The sequence below is a fragment of the Bacillus cereus group sp. BfR-BA-01311 genome, assembly GCF_022664295.1.
GTDB classification, from domain to species: Bacteria; Bacillota; Bacilli; order Bacillales; family Bacillaceae_G; genus Bacillus_A; species Bacillus_A cereus.
Window position 1 is genome coordinate 277,604 of record NZ_JAKUHC010000002.1, and the last position, 18,806, is coordinate 296,409.

The following is an 18,806-nucleotide window of genomic DNA, read 5'->3' on the forward strand; positions in this document are numbered from 1 at the left end:
CTTTCTCTAATATTAATTACATATCATAACCAGATCGCCCTTTTCTCTTCGCCCGGTAGTTTTTCACTTTCGCAATCGTACCGCATGCTCTTCCTCCTTCTTCTCCAGCATACATACCGCACCATCTTTTACTTCCATTTCGCGAATGATCATAAAATACCCAGCGACAATCTGGACATGCTTTTAACCTTCCCCACACATTTTCTTGAATTGACATTAACACAATGCTTAACACTTTTGTATACACATTCTCTTCATATACTGGTTCATATGTAATACCTTTCATATCATCCTTTATATGTACATGAAATGGGTATTTCTCTAACCATTTTTGCAATGATCCTTCGCCTTCAATTGTCATCCGAATATCTTCTCGAAAATCTCTTAATTCCTCTATCGTATGAAACGGAAACTCTTCATGAAAATATTTATTCATAAATTGCTTTATATTATCTTCTGTTTGTAGCAAATCAATTGCTTCTCTCGTATCATTTGGTATTCTCCATGTATTTAAAAATTCTCGAATATACTCTAATTCACCTGGTGCGTTCTGGTTCAATTCCTTCCACCTTCTTCTTAAAATTTACTTTTTTCTGACTTTATGTATAATTATAGTATAAAATCGTTAACCATCAAATTATTTTATTGGTTACATAATTAGGAGGGTTTCTGTGAAAAGTTTCTCAACACCGATACGTTTCATGCTTATTTCTTCATTTTTTATGTCTTTTGGGTATTTTGCAGTGTACGCATTTTTAGCTATTTATCTATTAAACTTTCTCCATTTTTCAGCTGTTCAAGTAGGAACAGTGTTGACGGTTATGACAATTACATCACGAGTTATCCCTTTATTCTCAGGATTAATTGCTGATAAAATAGGCTATATCATTATGATGATAGTCGGATTATTTTTAAGAGGAATCGGATTTATCGCTTTAGGAATATGCTCTGATTTCTATACAATTTCTATTTCTTCTGCACTTATTGGCTTTGGAACTGCATTTTACGAACCTGCTGCCCGCGCCATTTTCGGCTCACAACCAGCCCATATAAGAAAAAATTTATTTACATATTTAAACCTTAGTTTTAATTGCGGTGCAATAATCGGACCAATTGCAGGAGGTGTCTTACTCTTACTCGATCCAATCTATGCTTTCTCTCTAACAGGATCCCTTATGCTATTATTTGCTTTCATCTTTTACTTACTTAAAAATCAATTCCAAGTCACTTCTGAAAATACATCTATTACATTAGGAATACAGGCTATTTTACAAAACAAACCTTTCCTTTTGTTTTCATTTATCATGATCTTCTTCTATATTATGTTTACTCAGCTTACTGTCGCACTTCCACTTCATATGAAAAACATTAGTAGTAGCAATCAGCTTGCTACATTAGTTATTACGATAAATGCAATAACAGGCGTCATATTCATGGTTTTATTTCGCAAACTATTTCACAAATACAACACACTTTCGATTATTAAATACGGTGTTTTATTAATGGGAACTTCCTTTTTACTCATCCCTTTATTTCAACAACCATATTGGCTATTTATTTGTGTAATTTTATTTACAATTGGTGAAACGCTCGTATTACCAAACGCTGATATCGCTATTGCGAATTACAGTAATGAATCATATACAGCTACTTATTTCGGATTTTATCAACTATCACTCGCATTTGGTTTTATCATCGGTAACTATACCGGGACATCGTTTACATCCAACTTAAACAGAATGTTTACACCATGGCTTATTTTCGGCGGAATAGGACTTATTGGTTTTATTTCTCTTCATATTTTAAATATTAAACAAGGGGACTCTAAAGAGGATATATACCTGTGTAATGAAACGAAACATCTGTAACACATTACAATTGAGAAGGTACTTTTAGACAAGCGACCTATAATAAAAAGATTCGACCATCATCTTTGACAGTCGAATCTTTTTATTTTTCATATTCAAGGTGATTATGTCTTTTACAACCAAATAAATAGCAAGCCCCTATATAATCAGTTTCAAACTCTAATCCTGGAACGTATCCAGATTTGATACGTTCTACCATTGTTTTATAACAATTATTCTCTTCTGTATATTCCTCAATTAACTCTTTCTTATCATTTTCTGTCCAGTTTTCTTCTACTTCTTCATTCTGAACATCTTCTATTTCTGCTGTTTTCGCTTCGATAGATTCCCGTATAACTTCATTTATACGGGAGAAATTATTCGTTTTATATAGAGCATACACAAATCTACCAATCCAATTAGGACTTTTCCAGCATTCTTTGTATCCCTTTTCGAACCATTCAATTGCTTCTTTATAGCAATTCAACTCAACATATAAATCTGCTACATTAATTTCCCCTAAAAAATTATCAGCTTCCCTGTTAAAAGTATCTAACTTCTCTTTTGCTTCTGTCGTTCGTTCTAAATCAATTAAACATTTTACATAGCTATACATGATATAGTCCGAATCCCCTGCAACTCGTAAAAAAAATTCCGAAGCTTTTTCCAGCTCTCCAAGTTTATAATGAGCTACAGCTACATTATGATATGCTTCATCCGATGGTTGAATCGAAATAGATTTTTGTAATACTTCCTTCGCTTCTTCCCACTTTTTTTGTTTTATATAAATTTCCCCTAAGATGTTATAGGGAAAGTATGAAGAAGGATTCAACTTAACAACTTCTCTTATTAATTCAAGAGCTTTCTCATCATTCTCTTCCTCATAAAAGTACATCCAAGCCAGATTATTGAGAGATTGTACATCTCTAGATTTATGTACTGCTTGTTGAAATAGTTCCATTGCTTCCTCATATTTATTTTGTTCAAACATTTCAATTGCCTTCTCATTAATGTTCAAATAACTACCTCCGAAGTGAATGAATTCATCTATTCCCTATCATTATTGTAAAATGTAAAAATTGTAATTTCTATAAAAAAATTTCTTTCTCTCGTCTACATTTCGATTGAAATAGAAGCTAAAACACAAGAATTTACAACAATCAGTAAATTCTTCAATCTCCCTTAAATTGGATATACACCCTGTTTTAATTTACATATTATGGTACAATTAAGGGGGTACTAACTAAACATTTACGCTCCACACTAGTAATCTAGCAATACCAAAATCAAAAATCACATAGAATGGAGGGGATGTTATGAAAAAGAAATTACTTGTTCTTCTATTCACTGGAATCATATTATCAGGATGTTCAACTATAGCAGAGAATTCTTTAGAAAGCGGGAAAGGCAGTATGGAATTATTAACACCAACGATCACAGCAAAAGATAATGAATTAGAAATTAAAACTAAAGGCATTGATGAAAATAAAGTAACTTTTATTTATGTTGCTAATAAAAAAGTGTTAGAACAAAAGCTAAAGAATGGTGAATCCTACAAGCTTAACATTAAAGATATCGAACACGCTCATCGGACAGACTACAAACCAAAAGTTCAACTTTTGCAAACGAAAGATGATAATGATGATGGAGAAATAGTAACCTTCAAACAAGTTAGATATACAGTTAAAAACTAATTTTAAAGTTGTTTCATTATAAATGTAACGAACGAAAATATACTTTTAACAGTAGATAAATGTAAGGGGTGCTAACATGAAAAAACGATGGATTTCTTGGTGGATTGGTAACCTATTTTGGATTATCGTTTTTGGAATATGGGCCGCTATTATTTGGTTACGAGAGGTTGATGGTGCTGGTGTTATTCAAACACCTGAAATTAAATCCATATCACTTATCGTTATATTAATCGCGTTTATCATACCGGTATTTTTTCAAGTTATATGGCTAATCATTAATTTGAGGATGAGTAGAAAAAATAATTATACGATTTAGTTTTTCAATTAACAATAAAAAAGAGAGGAATCTACATCAAAATAGATTCCTCCCTTTTACATTTGGACTTATACTGCACTTTTAATGCAGCACTACTCCTCTTTTTTACGATGCATGTTCATCTTTCTTCTTCATTAACGCTCTTTTCTTCATCGCCTTCGTTAAATATCCACCCTTAAACGAGCGAATTTCATACGAAGACATAAACGCTTTCGGTGCAATTTCATTAATGATTTCTAAAAGCTCTTTCTCTCTAGAACGCTTTGCGACGATATCTAAGCGATAACGTATAGAATTAATACCTTCGCCTTCAAATACTGTAACGCCAAATCCAGAGTGACGTAACTCATCTACTAATTCATTACAACGGTCTAGTAAACTAACTTGATACGTAATATAACCAATTGCTAATTTATTCTCTATATAACCGCCTAATAACAGTCCCGCACTAAAGCCAATGACATAGGCAACGATGTTCATCCAATTTGATAAATCTTGAAACACAATACCTAAACTGACAATGTAAATAGCTCCTTCTAACAATCCAACACCAGCAGCGGATCTTGTTTGATTCTTTACAAGCAAAATCGTACGGATTGTTAAAATTGGAACGTAAATAATTTGAAGCACAAAAATAAGTAGCGCTTGTAACATTGGTATCCACCTCTTTCAAAAAGTCTTTTGTCATAATAACATACATAACCTTTAGAAATCGATGGGTTTTTAATTTTTTTTTTATTATTTTTCATACTATTGAAAAACGCAAAAAAGAAGCGTATTATATTTGTCGTTAATTTGATTACTTGTATCATATCGCTAAACTAAAAAAGGAACCTGATTAGGTCCCTTTCATCATAGCTCTATGTTTTTTGAAGCATGTTCTCTTTGCTTCTCTTCTTCTTTCACTAACTGCATATTTGCATAAGCTAAATTTGCAATCATTAAAAAGTGACCACCTAAAATACCTGTACCGAATGCCCACATTTCCATTTCATGCTCAATTTCATACATGATGATAGCTCCTAAAATAGCAGCTGCAAATCGGTTTAAAACTCCTAATCCAGGAGCCTTTTTCTTCATTACGATACTTTTTCCGAGTTTCTCCACTCTGCGAGCTAATAACCAAAGACAATAGGCGCTTACTGCTAATCCAATACCGAACCCTGTCACTTGTTTTCCAAACGGAGTAATCGTCCACATAAGTAGTAAACCACTAAAGATCACATACAATTGTAATCGATATACACGTAAGGCTTCTTGAATCAAAATATCCGCTCCTAAGTTCTCATTTTTTGTACTTTAGAAGAAAAGCAGCAACTTACACAGTTGCTGCTTTCTCTTCTTCTTGTTCTTGTTCCATCTTACGAATTTCAACACGTTTAATTTGGTAAGCGTCTTTTTCTAACACTTTAAATTCATAACCTTCCGCCTCAACGTGTTGTCCTTCTTCGATTTCATGATTTTGCATCATAATCCATCCACCGATTGTATCCACATCATCTTCTTCGATGTGTAATCCAAATAAATCTTTCACTTCTGAGATAAGCACTTTTCCATCAACAATAATATGTTGCTCGTTCACATGTTGAATTGGTGGTGCTTCATCTTCATCATATTCGTCACGAATTTCGCCGACGATTTCCTCCAAGATATCTTCAAGCGTTACAATTCCAGCTGTTCCTCCGTACTCATCATATAAAACAGCCATCGGAATTCGCTTCTTCTGCATTTGAAGTAATAAATCGTGAATTGGAGTCGTTTCCATCACTTCAATAATCGGACGCATATACGAGCGAATAGATGATAAATCTTTTTGATCCTCGGTCATATATCGAATAAAGAAATCTTTTACGTTGACCATACCGATAATATCATCTTTATCTTCTCCAAAAATCGGATAACGTGTGTATCGCTCATTTTGGATTACTTTCATGTGTTCTTCTACTGAATCTTCCAGGTAGAAACCAACGATTTCTGTTCGCGGTACCATAATCTCTTTTGCAATACGATTATCAAATTCAAAAATATTATTTACATACTTGTATTCAGCTTGATTAATTTCGCCACTTTCATAGCTATCTGAAAGGATAAGACGTAATTCTTCTTCTGTATGAGCTACTTCATGTTCAGAAGCCGGTTTTAAACCGAATAAACCAGTTATCACACGAGCTGAACCGTTCAATACCCAAATAAACGGGTACATCACTTTATAGAACATCATTAGTGGAGCTGCAAATAATAATGTTACTTTTTCAGCCTTTTGAATTGCCATCGTTTTCGGAGCCAATTCCCCAACTACAACGTGTAAATACGTCATTAACATAAAAGCAAGACCAAATGTTAATACTGATGAAATAGAAGGATTTAAGTTCCATTTCTCAAATAACGGGTGTAATAACTTTTCAATTGTCGGTTCACCTAACCAACCTAATCCCATAGCTGTAACTGTAATACCTAATTGACAAGCAGATAAATATTCATCTAAATTTGTTGTTACCTTTTTCGCTGCTAAAGCACCGCGTTTTCCTTCCGCAACAAGCTGATCAATACGACTTGAACGTACTTTTACAATCGCAAACTCTGCTGCTACGAAAAATCCAGTAAATGCGATTAAAATCGCAACCATGACTAAATTAAATATTTCCAATGAATCCCCTTAGTTAAAAAACTAAGGTGTCCACCTCCTGTATACTATAATGTTTTCTTATTTGTTTGTTAGAAAACATAGCCCGATACAAAAATTAAAGAGGTCGGATTTCACTTATTCTATAATAATAGAGCAAGTGTCTGTATTAAAGCTGTCGTTTGACCTGATAAAGATTTCGATATTTTTTCACGTTGTGAATCAGTCAATTCATCTAAAAGCGGTTTTAACTCAGTAAGCTCCACTTCTAATCGATGAATATGGTCTGTCACTTCATTCACTTGTTTCGAAACGTGTTCATTGATACCGAGCAGCTTCTTCTTCTCCTCGATTTTCTCTTTAATCTCACAAAGCGGCATATGCATTTCTTTGCACTTCTCAATAAATTGTAATGTCTCAAATGCTGTTTCGTCGTAATAGCGATAATTAGATTGAGATCGCTCCGCTTTTAAGATACCTAGATTCGTATAATAATCAATCGTTCGTTTCGACACGTGAGCCATGAGAGCCAACTGTCCGATTCGATACACCTTCCCAACGATCTTCCCCCCTTGTTTATATTACTTACATCATACAATACATAAACTGTACAGTCAAACGTGACGGTTTATTATTGACGATTTATACCAAATTCCAAGCTCCACCCTACTATTATCCAATACGAGTCACTCATACAATAAAATTACTAAACTATTACCTAATCACTACATTGTCTGTACCTTTTAACCTTTCTTATTTAAAAGCATATCCTACTAATAATGATTGCTTGTATAGGAGGGAATTAACATGAAAAAGACAATCATTTCTCATTTTTATAATGAAGAATACCTACTTCCATGGTGGCTTATGCATCACACGAAAATATTCGATCACGGCATTTTAATTAATAGAGGGTCTACAGATCGTTCCGTAGAGATTTGTAAACTATTAGCACCCCACTGGGAAGTACGAAATTCCAGATTTCTTGAGTTTGATCCAACTAATACTGATATTGAAGTGATGGAAATTGAAAGAGAAGTTTCAGGTTGGAAAATCGTTTTAAATACTACTGAATTCTTTTGTTGTAATAATACTGAAGATTTTTTTTCATCTCTTCATACACTAGGCCAAAACATGTATGCGATTAGAATGATTTTAATGATAGATAATCACAATTATAATTATTCAAAGCCTAGATATTCTATCCCCTTAGTCGAACAGCGATACCACGGTGTCTTCCCTTACAACCCACAACTCGGATGTGCTTGGAGATTTATTCACAATCATCTAGATGGTGCATATTTACCTGGTAGACATCATTCGCGGCACGGATATATAATTTATGACTATCCTTCATTTATTTTAAAATTTTATTTTAGCCCTTGGAATGAACAGTCAAAGGCAAGAAAATTACAAATTACACCTACCCTTTCAAAAAGGGGTGTTCAAATGGGGCTTCAAACACATTACGGTCAATCTCCTGAAGTACTAGAAATACGTTTTTTAGAGCTTAGTAACCTAACACAAGACCTCCGTAATAACCCTGAATACCAAGAATTATTCCCAAAATTCAAACCGTAATATTTTCTACATTGTCATCGCCTCAAACAATTTCATTCGCTTAATCAAAAACAATCTCATTTGCATAAAACATGAATACTGTATAAATAATAAATTTTTATTTTAGGAGGAAAAAATGAAAGCTGTTATTCTTGCTGGTGGGTACGGTACAAGAATTGGGGAAGAAACACATTTAAAACCGAAACCTATGATTGAAATTGGAACAAAACCCATTCTATGGCACATTATGAGTTTGTATAGTCACTATGGGATTACTGAGTTTATTATTTGCTTAGGCTATAAAGGATATGCAATTAAAGAGTTCTTTCTAAATTACAACTTACACATGTCTGATTTCACAATACAGTTAAATGATAATACAATTACTAGCCATTCTCATCGTGTAGAACCGTGGAAAGTTACACTAATCGATACTGGTGTAAATACCGAAACGGGTGGCCGAGTGAAAAAGATTCAAAATTATGTCGGAGACGAACCTTTCTGTCTCACTTATGGTGATGGATTAAGTAATGTAAATATAAAAGAACTTATTACATTCCATAAAAAACATGGAAAAATGGCTACTGTTACTGCCGTACAACCTCCTGGTAGATTTGGTTCTCTCATATTAGATAAACAGTCTGTAACATCTTTTCAAGAAAAGCCATTAGGTGATGGCGGATGGGTTAACGGGGGATTTTTCGTTTTAAATCCTGAAGTTTTCAATTACATTAGTGGAGATAAGTCTGTTTTTGAAACAGACACTTTAGTTCAGTTAGTAAACAAAAACGAATTGGCCGCATATCAACATTCTGGTTTTTGGCATCCAATGGATACATTGCGTGATAAAAATAAATTAGTCGAGCTATGGGAAAGTAATAACGCTCCATGGAAGGTTTGGTAATATGGCTTCATCATCTTTTTGGAATAAGAAAAAAGTATTTATTACGGGACATACTGGATTTAAAGGCTCCTGGCTCACCCTTTTCTTAAGTTCTTTAGGGGCAGAAATAGTGGGCTTTTCTTCGCATCCCCCATCCATTCCTAATCTTTTTGAACAATGTAACGTAGCGAAAGAGTGTATGACAATTCATGGCGATATTACTGATTACGACTCTTTATTCCACGCCCTAAAACAACATAATCCCGACATAATATTTCATTTAGCAGCTCAGCCAATCGTAACCGCTTCATACAAAAATCCTATCGATACATTCAAAACGAATGTTTTAGGTACTGTCCACGTGCTAGAAGCAGCAAAGTCCGTCGAAAGCGTACGTGCCATTATTAATGTGACAAGCGATAAATGTTATGAGAATGATGGTAGTGGCGACCGAGCGTTCGTGGAAAAAGACCGGCTAGGAGGTTTCGATCCTTATAGCGCTAGTAAAGCTTGCGCTGAATTAGTCGCAACATCTTATCACAAATCTTTTTTTCACACGAATACTACTTCGCTTGCTTCTGTAAGAGCAGGTAACGTTATTGGTGGTGGTGATTGGGCAGAAGATCGATTATTCCCTGATATCATTCGGGCATATTTGCACAATCATACTTTGTGTATTCGAAACAAATATGCCGTCCGTCCGTGGCAACATGTTTTAGATCCTCTACATGGCTATATCCTTTTAGCTGAGAAACTTTGGAACGATGCTAAATATGCAGAAGCATGGAATTTCGGACCGATTAATGAACCTAACAAAACCGTAAATGATGTCATTCAATCCGTAACGAAATTATGGAATAAACGACTCACCATCCATTCTCCCTCTACGAAAACTCCTTATGAATCACCAATTTTAACACTCAACAGTACAAAAGCAGTAAACAAACTCGGCTGGACCCCTAAGTTATCAACAGATGATTCTATTGCTTGGACTGTTGATTGGTACAAAAAATATGCATCCGGTGAAAATATAGAATCTTTCACGCGACAACAAATCGATGCATTCAAAAATTTATAAGGGGGCTATAAAATGGAACAGAAAAAATGCCGTTTTTGTCACTCATTACTCACAAATACTTTTTTAGATTTAGGTGTTTCCCCTCTCGCTAATTCATTTGTAACTCCAGAAAACTTATATAAAATGGAACCATTTTATCCGCTGCACACATTTGTTTGTCACTCTTGTTTACTCGTGCAGCTAGATGAATTTGAATCTCCGCACAATATTTTTCATGACTACTTATACTTCAGCTCTTACTCCTCAAGCTGGCTGCTACATGCTAAAAAATATGTAGAAATAGCGATTAAGCGTTTCAACTTAACGAAACATTCAAAAGTGATTGAAATTGCAAGTAACGATGGGTACTTATTACAATACTTTCAAAAAGAAAATATCGAGGCATTGGGAATTGAACCCGCGAAAAACGTAGCAGAAATCGCTATCGATAAAGGAATTCCTACTCATGTGAATTTTTTCAGTAATGACTTAGCAAAAAAATTACCACAAGCAGATTTAATCATCGCTAATAACGTATTAGCACACGTTCCGAACTTACATGATTTTGTAGCAGGTTTAAAAACGTTATTAAAACAAGATGGCACGATAACAATTGAATTCCCGCACCTATTAAACCTCATATCTTTTAAGCAGTTCGATACTATTTATCATGAACACTTCTCCTACTTCTCACTTATAAGCCTTCAAAAAGTTTTAACTCATCATCATTTACAAATTGTTGATGTGGAAGAACTTTCAACGCATGGTGGTTCCTTACGGATTTTTGTAAACCATCTAAGTGCCCAATCAACTATCCATTCCAATGTTACAAAATTAATTCAAAAAGAAGTTGACCACGGGTTAGATACATTAGATTGCTATCTCCTTTTCTCTAAACAAGTGGAACAATTGAAATTAAATATTTTAAAGTTTTTTATTGAAGCGAAAGCTTTAAACAAACAAATTATCGGTTACGGTGCTCCAGCTAAAGGAAACACCCTTTTGAATTATTGCGGGATAGGTAAAGAATTTCTAGCTTATACAGTAGATAAAAATCCTCACAAACAAAATCTCCTTTTACCAGGAACTCGTATTCCAGTAAAATCTCCAGCAGAAATTAAACGTACAAAACCGGATTACATTTTCATACTTCCTTGGAATTTGAAAGACGAAATTATGAAAGAATGCTCTTTCATTCGTGAATGGGGCGGTAAATTTTTAGTGACGGTTCCAGAAGTTGAGGTGATCGAGCCATGAAGAAAGTTGTTGTGACGGTTCCAGAAGTTGAGGTGATCGAGCCATGAAGAAAGTTGTTGTAACAGGTGGTAGTGGCTGGATAGGTAAATATGTTGTACATTCACTTATACAAAAGGGATATGAAGTGCACGCCACGTATAATAAAAATAAACCCTCTCACCTCCCTTGCCATTGGCATAAAGTAAACTTGCTTCGCGATGACGAAGTAAAACAATTCATTTCGGATGTTCAGCCTAGCCATCTCATTCACCTTGCTTGGGAAGCAGTGCCACCAGCATGCTATGTATCTATTAATAATTACTATTGGCTAAAGTCTAGTATTTCATTGATTCAACACTTCACAACATGCGGTGGAAAGCGTGTTGTCGTTGCAGGTACTGGCGCAGAGTACGAATGGTTTAACGGCGTATTATTTGAAGATTCACCGCTCCTTTCCTATAAAACCCCGTATTCTTTATGTAAAAATGCACTGCACTCCTGGCTAGAAACGTATGCACAACAAACAGGCCTCAGCATGTGTTGGGGCCGCATTTTTCATATGTATGGACCTCACGAACAAGGTAATCGGCTCGTTTCTAACATTATCACTTCCTTATTAAAAAACGAGGAGGCACTATGTACACATGGAAAACAATCGAGAGATTTCCTCCATGTGAGTGACGTCGCTGACGCTCTCGTAACAGTATTAGAACATGGCGTTACAGGCACCATCAATATCGCTTCAGGTCAATCTGTACAAATTAAAGAACTAACTTCTATCATCGCTAAAAAAATAGGAAAAGAACATTTAATTAAACTAGACGCGATTCCTTTCTCTAAAGATGAACCTTTATTTGTCGGGGTTAGTGTAGAACGTTTAAAAACTGAAGTAAACTGGAAACCAACATACGATCTAAATACAGGAATTGAAGAAACAATTTTATGGTGGAAATCATTTATACAAAAACATAACGATATGCATCATTAAAACGTAAATCCTTCGTTCCTCTCGCTAATTCCTTATACCATTCTTCTAATCTTTCCGACGTAACAATATGTTGCGTCCCCATTCCCCCATGCTTACTAGCTTCAGAAAGAGTCGGACCAATTTGTAACTTTCTCTTTCTCATCGCATCGTTCCACGGACTAAACCCAAACCATAGTATACAGGCAAGAGGTGGATAAATCATCGATTCATGCGCAGATAAATGTCTTCCAACCGTATAACTTCCATGCTCATGATTATGAATAAATCTACCTCTTCTCCATAACGGCCAATCTTCTGGTAAATAACCATGAAATCGCTGTTTCATTAAAGGTATTCCAAAGTTAAGGTCCGGATAGTTGTAGTTAGGATCATCAACCATAATAAGCCCTTCCAGCCAATACATCCTCCCCCCCAATTCATTTAGCGATTTCCAAAACTGATTTTTATCTTGCACGCAAAGAAACTCAGTCGTATTTAAAATCATTTTCCATCCTTGTACTTCTTGTTCTATCCTCATCACTTCATGATCTGTCGCATATGCATCAAACTCTGGATTTACAGAATCTCGCACCTCCCAATGCGGTGCGAATTTTTTACAAATCTCAACCGAACGATCCGTAGAACCTTTATTAATTAAAATGCCATGATCAAACAGTTTCGTATGATGTATAAGCCACCACGGCAATAAATACTCTTCGTTATAAAAATGAGAAATAACAGTTGTAGTTATAACAATCTCCTCCTCTTTCTCTATTAATCTACTTTTTCATCCTACTCTTAATATACTTATCTGCTATGTCATTGGTTTCTTTTATTTTAAAAATATGTTTTTCTACCATATACTACGCTTTCTTAGACAGCCACTATTTCCTAAAGAAACATCCCAATAAACTGAAAATTAAGTTATAATATCATTATAAAATATGAAGGAGGAATGCACCTATGTACTACAACACTTCATTCGAAAACGATCAACCTGTAGGCCGTCTATAAACTAAGACGGGCTTATAACACGTGCACCATGCCTCGTCTTAGGGAACTCATATTACCCTAAAAATAGACGGAGGTACTTTACATGAAACAAACAATTTTAGGAGCTATATATTTATCACTAGCAGCAAGTATATGGGGCGGTATGTATGTTGTTAGCAAATACGTACTCGATTTTATCCCACCACTAACACTCGTTTGGCTACGCTTTATTATCGCTTTTGTTGTTTTGTATGGCATTTTAAAACTAGCTGAGAAAAAGCAAAAGAAAAAAGTAACCATCCGCAAAAAAGATTGGCTCCTCTTCGCTTGGATTGGATTTATCGGCTATTTCATTTCGATCACATGCCAATTTATCGGAACAAAATTATCCGACGCCCATACAGGCTCTTTAGTCACATCAGCTACACCTGCATGTATGGTTATATTTGCAGCGCTCATTTTGAAAGAAAAACTAACCGCTCGTAGACTTTTATCTACTATAATAGCGACAATCGGTGTCATAATCGTAATCGGATGGGATATTGAAGTTGGCTCCTATTTTATCGGTACAATCATATTAGTTGGAGCCGCTATTACGTGGGCTTTACTATCTATTTATGTAAAAATTGCTTCAGCCAAATTTTCATCTTTAGTGATTACAACGTACGCCATCTTCTTTTCACTCTTTTTTATTACACCTTTTATGATATGGGAATTTCAATCAAACCCTATTGAACATATGAATATGTACGTACTATTAGGCATACTTTATTTAGGAATCGTCTCAACAGCAGGTGCCTTTTTCCTTTGGAATAAAGGATTAGAATTAATGGACGCTAGTATCGGTTCCTTATTTTTCTTCTTCCAGCCTATCGTTGGGTCATTGCTTGGTTGGTTACTATTAAATGAGACATTAAATAGTAATTTTTTTATTGGTGGTATTCTTATTATATGTAGCGTTCTTATTACTACTTTTGAAAAGAAATAAAAAGCAGGCAGAGATTCTTAATCTCTGCCTGTTCGCATAATTGGATCTTGGTCGTGAAAACCAATACAAATCGGTATATTATTTTGCACTTCACTACGTACACTTATAAAACTACACAGCGTTTTAGCAATTAAATATAAAGTTATCCCCATTGCTTTTTCACTTGTATCAAAGCCATTTTCCTTATACATATCTGCTAATTCTACAGACCCCGGCCCCTCAATATTATATGTCCATTCAGATGCCCAATCGTCATCCCCTTCTTCCATTGAAAAATACTCCTTACAAATATAAAACTGACTATCCCATTCGTTATCAAGGTCATACTCAAAATAAATCGCTTTTGCTTCTTCATTAGTAGCCATTTCTACAGCTGCATCCAAACCTACTCGAATACTTTCCTTATATGACTCTAAATCAATTGCTTTAATTCGTTCTGCATATTCTGTAGACGCCAACATGCAACAAATATCATAATACTTCGCTTCTATTTGCTCTACTGCTAACGAAAAGACATCCTCTTGCATCTCTTCTAAATACTGAAATATATCCACACTAAATACTCCTCACTCTTTACGCACTCCAATGCGATGGACGAGACAATAATTTCGGTAATTTCGTATGTTTGTCCCCTCTCGCAGCATTAACTTGAACTTGCGTCAGGAAAATACTATTAGTAAAATCAGCCCCGCGAATATCTGCATCTCGTAAATCTGCTCCAATGAGATCCGCCCCGCGTAAGTCTGCACCATTTAAGTTAGCCGCAATTAAATAAGCTCCTCTTAAATTTGCACCTTGTAAATTTTTCTTTTTCAGATTCGCTCCCATAAGGTCTGCTCCGCGGTGTATGATTCGTTTCTTACGCGCAGTATTCATTTCCTTCCATACTAATTCGCTCGTTTCTAAAAGAAGAATGTTCACCTCTGCCCTATGCATTGGAACATTTATTTTCATTAACTCATCTGGACTTAAATTCGCAAGTCGCTCTGTCTCCTCAATTGCGGTCTCCAGCTCTTTATAAATTGGCTGCGTCGCCTTCAATAAAATAGCCTCATTTAAATACCAAAGCATTTCATGAAGCTGATGCATAACTGGAAAAGCATCATACATTTTTCTCGCATGCTTAGCATCTTTCCTCCAATCAATCCCTTTAAACGTACCCTGAGAAATCTTCTGCCCAGCACCGAAACACTCAAATACTGTACAACCTTTATAACCTTTTCCTCTAAGATTTTTATGTATACTACATTTAAAATCTGATTGTAAATTGGAACATGGTTTACCACCATCTTTATTCACTGCAAAATCTACCGATGCTGCAAACGGTAATGCAACGCAACATAGACCGAAGCATTTTTCGCAGTTTGCTTTTAAATGATCGTTATGATTAGTCAAAATCTATACCCCCTGTTGTCTTTTGACTATTTCATAATATTCCAACTGTAATAAATAATCAATTTTAAAATAAACCAGCATCTTTCGTTTCAATTCATAACTTTATCATTCGATTTCCTTTCAATTGAAAAGGACTATTTCTATTTAATGAATTATAATTAAATTATAAATTTTCTAACTAAAAAGGAGACTTATTATGGCACTAGAAATGAAAACAAACTGTCAAATTTGCGATCAATCGCTCGAACAAGATTCTGAAGCATACATTTGTGTATATGAATGTACATTTTGCGCACCATGTACAGAAGAAAGACATAACGTTTGTCCAAACTGCGGCGGCGAATTAGTACGTAGGCCGAAAAAGAAACAATAAAAAGCAAAGCGATATCGCTTTGCTTTTGTTTAGGCATCTGAAATTATATATTTAAAAACTTCACACAAACAGGCTCTGGCACAACAACATCAGATTGTAAAAGTGTTAACTTACCTGTAGATTCATCTCTTGAAAATAACACAAGATTATGTGACTTTTCATTTGTAGCAACAAGGAACTTTTCAGTAGGATCTAATACAAAGTCTCTTGGCCAATTTCCTTCTGTAGATGTATGTTCAACGAATGTAAGCTGACCTGAATTTTGATCTACGCTATAAACAGCGATACTATTATGACCACGATTACCTGCATATACAAAACAGCCGTCAGAAGAAATATGAATCGCACTTCCTTGATTATTTTCATCAAACTCTTCTGGAACAGTAGAAATATACTGTAATTCTGTAAAGGATCCTTCTGTAGGATTATATGTTAACACAATAACCTCTGAACTAAGCTCCGTCATCACATACGCATACTTTCCATTCGGATGAAAAGTAATATGTCTTGGACCACTTCCTGGATTTACAGATAAACGATTCACTTCTGTTAATGTACTATCTTTTACTTCATACGTAATTATTTTATCTATCCCTAAATCAACGCCCACTACATATTTTTCATCAGGAGTGCACCCCGCGTAATGTGCATGTGGTTTTTCTTGTCTTTCTTTATTCGGACCTGAACCTTCATGTGCCATAATAGATGAAGCAGGATTTACAGTTCCATTTTCTTCATTTATTTCAAAAGACTCAATCGTTCCTTTATGGTAATTCGCTGTAACTACTGTATGATTTCCACTATCAACACTAATATGACAAGGAGAAGCACCTTCTACTACTTGTCTATTTTTCGCTTTTAGTTCTCCAGTATGACTATCAATGGAATACGCAGCTACACCGCCAGATTCGCCTTCCTTAACAACGGAATAGAGATATTCATTATTTCGGTTAATCGTTACATATGTAGGGTTATCCAGCTTAGCGGCAAGTGTTACATTACTAATTTTTTTTGCTTCTACATCTAGCGTAAATTTATATATTCCTTCGCTATTTTCTTTCGTGTAAGTTCCAACATATCCAATAAACTCTTTGTTATCCTTCATTTTCATAACCCTCTCTCCCTATATTTTTCGTTCATCATGCTTCTTAAAATATTTTATGTTGAAAGAGTATCCTAAAAAATCGGAGTACCTCTTTATACGTTACCATATTTTCTTGGTAAATAGCTTTTAAACCCACTTTTTTTGATACGCTGCTATACTTTCATATTCTTCTTCCAATTGACGGGACAGACGGATATAGATTGGCGTTAAATCTTTATATTTTTCCACACTTTCCATGTTTGGTTCATGGTGGAAATTCGCACCTACCATTTCAGAAACTACATGCAACGTATCTACTTCACCTAAACTATATAAACCGAGGATTGCAGCTCCTAAGCAAGAGCTTTCGAAACTTTCTGGAACATATACGTCTTGATGGAAGATGTCCGCCATCATCTGTCTCCAAAGTTCCGATCTTGCAAAACCACCTGTCGCTTGAATTTTTTTCGGTTCACCAATTAGCTCTTTTAAAGCGAGAAGAACCGTATATAAATTATAAATTACTCCTTCTAAAACAGCACGGATAAGATGTTCTTTCTTATGATGCAATCCGAGTCCAAAGAAAGATCCTCGTGCATTTGCATTCCATAAAGGAGCTCTTTCCCCTGCTAAATAAGGGTGAAATAATAAACCGTCGGACCCCGGATTCACTTTTGCTGCTATTTCAGTAAGCACTTCATATGGATCTTTCCCTAAACGCTTTGCAAGCTCAATCTCTGAAGTGCCCAATTGGTCACGAGCCCATCTGAAAATCATACCGCCATTATTAACTGGTCCACCGATTACCCAATGGTCTTCAGTTAACGCATAACAAAAAATTCTACCTTTTGGATCTGTTACAGGACGATTTGTTACAGCACGTATCGCACCGCTTGTACCAATTGTAACAGCCACAACGCCAGGATCTATTGCATTTACACCTAAATTAGATAGTACTCCATCACTCGCTCCTACTACAAAAGGCGTAGAAACAAGTACATTCATCTCTTTGGCAAGCTCTTCATCTAATCCTGTTAAACTGTGCGTTGTTGGAACAAGTTTAGAAAGCTTTTCATCTGTAATTCCCGCAACATGTAAAGCCTCTTCATCCCATTTTAAAGATTTCAAATTAAACATCCCTGTTGCTGACGCTATAGAATAATCAATTACATACTCTTTATATAACTTGTAAAAAACATATTCTTTAATAGAAATGAATTTATAACTTTTTGCGAATAACTCTGCCTGCTCATTCTGTAACCAAACTAATTTCGAAAGTGGTGACATCGGATGAATTGGTGTCCCAGTACGAAGGTAAATTTCATGACCATTCATATCATTCTTTATTTTCTCCGCCCAGCTTGCACTTCTATTATCTGCCCAAGTGATACATCTCGTTAACGGCTCTCCCTTTTCATCTACGGCAATGATACTATGCATTGCCGAACTAAAAGAGACACAAAGAATATCACTTGGCTGTACACTACTTGATCGTACAGTTTCTTTAATCGTATGTATTACTGCACGAAAAATTTCTTCTGGGTCTTGTTCCGCTGTTTCAGGCGTAGGAGAATATAAAGGATATTCAATTCCATGACTAGCAATAACAGATCCATCAGTAGAAAATAGAACGGATTTTGTACTAGTTGTCCCAATGTCTACACCAACCATATATTTTGAGCTCACCATTTCTTCCTCCTAACAAAAAATTGTTACAGTATCCCACCATAAAAATACATACCTTTTATCTATTGATAACGTTGTATGCCACAATTATCTAAATAGAAACA

General features: G+C 35.2%; 21 protein-coding genes. 10 read left to right on the forward strand and 11 right to left on the reverse strand.

What is annotated here, in order from left to right; translation table 11 throughout:
- Window positions 1-16 precede the first annotated feature (16 nt).
- Entirely contained in the window at window positions 17-559 is a 543-nt protein-coding gene (locus tag MR136_RS06575) for a CGNR zinc finger domain-containing protein (RefSeq protein WP_017673878.1), read from the reverse strand.
- Between the two features lie 112 nt (window positions 560-671).
- Between MR136_RS06575 and MR136_RS06580 the strand changes: the two genes are divergently transcribed.
- Window positions 672-1,868 (forward strand): MDR family MFS transporter, encoded by a 1,197-nt coding sequence (locus MR136_RS06580; protein ID WP_017673877.1) that lies wholly within the window; start codon window positions 672-674, stop codon window positions 1,866-1,868.
- Window positions 1,869-1,950: 82 nt separating this feature from the next.
- Here the strand turns inward: MR136_RS06580 and MR136_RS06585 are convergent, their stop codons facing one another.
- Complete coding sequence (locus tag MR136_RS06585) at window positions 1,951-2,865, reverse strand: tetratricopeptide repeat protein (RefSeq protein ID WP_061457495.1); 915 nt, start codon at window positions 2,863-2,865, stop codon at window positions 1,951-1,953.
- Window positions 2,866-3,163: 298 nt separating this feature from the next.
- Between MR136_RS06585 and MR136_RS06590 the strand changes: the two genes are divergently transcribed.
- A complete protein-coding gene (locus tag MR136_RS06590; protein WP_000728047.1) occupies window positions 3,164-3,541 on the forward strand; it encodes a hypothetical protein in 378 nt (125 codons plus the stop codon).
- Window positions 3,542-3,617: 76 nt separating this feature from the next.
- Complete coding sequence (locus tag MR136_RS06595) at window positions 3,618-3,857, forward strand: DUF3923 family protein (RefSeq protein WP_000747695.1); 240 nt, start codon at window positions 3,618-3,620, stop codon at window positions 3,855-3,857.
- A 105-nt stretch (window positions 3,858-3,962) separates the two neighbouring features.
- Here MR136_RS06595 and MR136_RS06600 read toward each other — a convergent pair whose 3' ends face one another.
- The 4 genes from MR136_RS06600 to MR136_RS06615 form a co-directional block, all read right to left on the reverse strand.
- Window positions 3,963-4,511, reverse strand: coding sequence for a DUF2179 domain-containing protein (locus tag MR136_RS06600; RefSeq protein WP_000938438.1), 549 nt, complete (start codon window positions 4,509-4,511; stop codon window positions 3,963-3,965).
- A gap of 198 nt (window positions 4,512-4,709) precedes the next feature.
- The gene (locus MR136_RS06605; protein WP_000613883.1) at window positions 4,710-5,123 is read right to left on the reverse strand and encodes an ATP synthase subunit I; all 414 of its coding nucleotides are present in this window, start codon (window positions 5,121-5,123) and stop codon (window positions 4,710-4,712) included.
- A 52-nt stretch (window positions 5,124-5,175) separates the two neighbouring features.
- Window positions 5,176-6,504: a hemolysin family protein gene (locus MR136_RS06610; RefSeq protein WP_000402275.1), complete on the reverse strand. Its 1,329-nt coding sequence runs from the start codon at window positions 6,502-6,504 to the stop codon at window positions 5,176-5,178.
- A gap of 119 nt (window positions 6,505-6,623) precedes the next feature.
- Window positions 6,624-7,031 (reverse strand): MerR family transcriptional regulator, encoded by a 408-nt coding sequence (locus tag MR136_RS06615; protein ID WP_000285639.1) that lies wholly within the window; start codon window positions 7,029-7,031, stop codon window positions 6,624-6,626.
- A 256-nt stretch (window positions 7,032-7,287) separates the two neighbouring features.
- On the opposite strand from MR136_RS06615, the gene MR136_RS06620 reads away from it, so the two are divergent.
- The 5 genes from MR136_RS06620 (at window position 7,288) to MR136_RS06640 (ending at window position 12,204) form a co-directional block, all read left to right on the forward strand.
- Window positions 7,288-8,061, forward strand: coding sequence for a glycosyltransferase family 2 protein (locus MR136_RS06620; RefSeq protein WP_000750969.1), 774 nt, complete (start codon window positions 7,288-7,290; stop codon window positions 8,059-8,061).
- Between the two features lie 115 nt (window positions 8,062-8,176).
- Window positions 8,177-8,944 (forward strand): glucose-1-phosphate cytidylyltransferase, encoded by a 768-nt coding sequence (gene rfbF, locus MR136_RS06625; RefSeq protein WP_000648807.1) that lies wholly within the window; start codon window positions 8,177-8,179, stop codon window positions 8,942-8,944.
- A gap of 1 nt (window position 8,945) precedes the next feature.
- Entirely contained in the window at window positions 8,946-10,001 is a 1,056-nt protein-coding gene (rfbG, locus tag MR136_RS06630; RefSeq protein WP_078421343.1) for a CDP-glucose 4,6-dehydratase, read from the forward strand.
- A 12-nt stretch (window positions 10,002-10,013) separates the two neighbouring features.
- A complete protein-coding gene (locus MR136_RS06635; protein WP_061457497.1) occupies window positions 10,014-11,237 on the forward strand; it encodes a class I SAM-dependent methyltransferase in 1,224 nt (407 codons plus the stop codon).
- Window positions 11,238-11,280: 43 nt separating this feature from the next.
- On the forward strand, window positions 11,281-12,204 hold the full coding sequence (locus tag MR136_RS06640) for an NAD-dependent epimerase/dehydratase family protein (RefSeq protein ID WP_017673876.1): 924 nt from the start codon (window positions 11,281-11,283) through the stop codon (window positions 12,202-12,204).
- Here MR136_RS06640 and MR136_RS06645 read toward each other — a convergent pair.
- Window positions 12,173-12,958, reverse strand: coding sequence for a glycosyltransferase family 2 protein (locus tag MR136_RS06645; RefSeq protein WP_078421344.1), 786 nt, complete (start codon window positions 12,956-12,958; stop codon window positions 12,173-12,175). The two genes, MR136_RS06640 and MR136_RS06645, sit on opposite strands and share 32 nt — an antisense overlap.
- A 321-nt stretch (window positions 12,959-13,279) precedes the next feature.
- Between MR136_RS06645 and MR136_RS06650 the strand changes: the two genes are divergently transcribed.
- Complete coding sequence (locus MR136_RS06650) at window positions 13,280-14,164, forward strand: DMT family transporter (protein WP_078421345.1); 885 nt, start codon at window positions 13,280-13,282, stop codon at window positions 14,162-14,164.
- 17 nt (window positions 14,165-14,181) lie between these two features.
- On the opposite strand, the gene MR136_RS06655 is transcribed toward MR136_RS06650, so the two are convergent.
- Together MR136_RS06655 and MR136_RS06660 are read right to left on the reverse strand one after the other, a co-directional pair.
- Window positions 14,182-14,718, reverse strand: a complete 537-nt coding sequence (locus MR136_RS06655; RefSeq protein WP_017673874.1) for a hypothetical protein — start codon at window positions 14,716-14,718, stop codon at window positions 14,182-14,184.
- A gap of 19 nt (window positions 14,719-14,737) precedes the next feature.
- Window positions 14,738-15,559 (reverse strand): pentapeptide repeat-containing protein, encoded by an 822-nt coding sequence (locus tag MR136_RS06660; protein WP_017673873.1) that lies wholly within the window; start codon window positions 15,557-15,559, stop codon window positions 14,738-14,740.
- Between the two features lie 196 nt (window positions 15,560-15,755).
- Between MR136_RS06660 and MR136_RS06665 the strand changes: the two genes are divergently transcribed.
- A complete protein-coding gene (locus MR136_RS06665) occupies window positions 15,756-15,932 on the forward strand; it encodes a DUF1272 domain-containing protein (protein WP_001162789.1) in 177 nt (58 codons plus the stop codon).
- Window positions 15,933-15,975: 43 nt separating this feature from the next.
- Here the strand turns inward: MR136_RS06665 and MR136_RS06670 are convergent, their stop codons facing one another.
- Entirely contained in the window at window positions 15,976-17,043 is a 1,068-nt protein-coding gene (locus MR136_RS06670) for a lactonase family protein (protein ID WP_017673872.1), read from the reverse strand.
- Between the two features lie 120 nt (window positions 17,044-17,163).
- Complete coding sequence (gene gntK, locus MR136_RS06675) at window positions 17,164-18,705, reverse strand: gluconokinase (RefSeq protein ID WP_078421346.1); 1,542 nt, start codon at window positions 18,703-18,705, stop codon at window positions 17,164-17,166.
- Between the last annotated feature and the right edge of the window lie 101 nt (window positions 18,706-18,806).

Bases quoted from the DNA above. Each gene is read 5' to 3' on its own strand.
- MR136_RS06590 (WP_000728047.1), top strand. From the start codon at position 3,164: ATGAAAAAGAAATTACTTGTTCTTCTATTCACTGGAATCATATTATCA.
- MR136_RS06595 (WP_000747695.1), top strand. From the start codon at position 3,618: ATGAAAAAACGATGGATTTCTTGGTGGATTGGTAACCTATTTTGGATT.
- MR136_RS06600 (WP_000938438.1), bottom strand. From the start codon at position 4,511: ATGTTACAAGCGCTACTTATTTTTGTGCTTCAAATTATTTACGTTCCA.
- MR136_RS06620 (WP_000750969.1), top strand. From the start codon at position 7,288: ATGAAAAAGACAATCATTTCTCATTTTTATAATGAAGAATACCTACTT.
- rfbF (WP_000648807.1), top strand. From the start codon at position 8,177: ATGAAAGCTGTTATTCTTGCTGGTGGGTACGGTACAAGAATTGGGGAA.
- rfbG (WP_078421343.1), top strand. From the start codon at position 8,946: ATGGCTTCATCATCTTTTTGGAATAAGAAAAAAGTATTTATTACGGGA.
- MR136_RS06635 (WP_061457497.1), top strand. From the start codon at position 10,014: ATGGAACAGAAAAAATGCCGTTTTTGTCACTCATTACTCACAAATACT.
- MR136_RS06640 (WP_017673876.1), top strand. From the start codon at position 11,281: ATGAAGAAAGTTGTTGTAACAGGTGGTAGTGGCTGGATAGGTAAATAT.
- MR136_RS06650 (WP_078421345.1), top strand. From the start codon at position 13,280: ATGAAACAAACAATTTTAGGAGCTATATATTTATCACTAGCAGCAAGT.
- MR136_RS06665 (WP_001162789.1), top strand. From the start codon at position 15,756: ATGGCACTAGAAATGAAAACAAACTGTCAAATTTGCGATCAATCGCTC.
- MR136_RS06670 (WP_017673872.1), bottom strand. From the start codon at position 17,043: ATGAAAATGAAGGATAACAAAGAGTTTATTGGATATGTTGGAACTTAC.
- gntK (WP_078421346.1), bottom strand. From the start codon at position 18,705: ATGGTGAGCTCAAAATATATGGTTGGTGTAGACATTGGGACAACTAGT.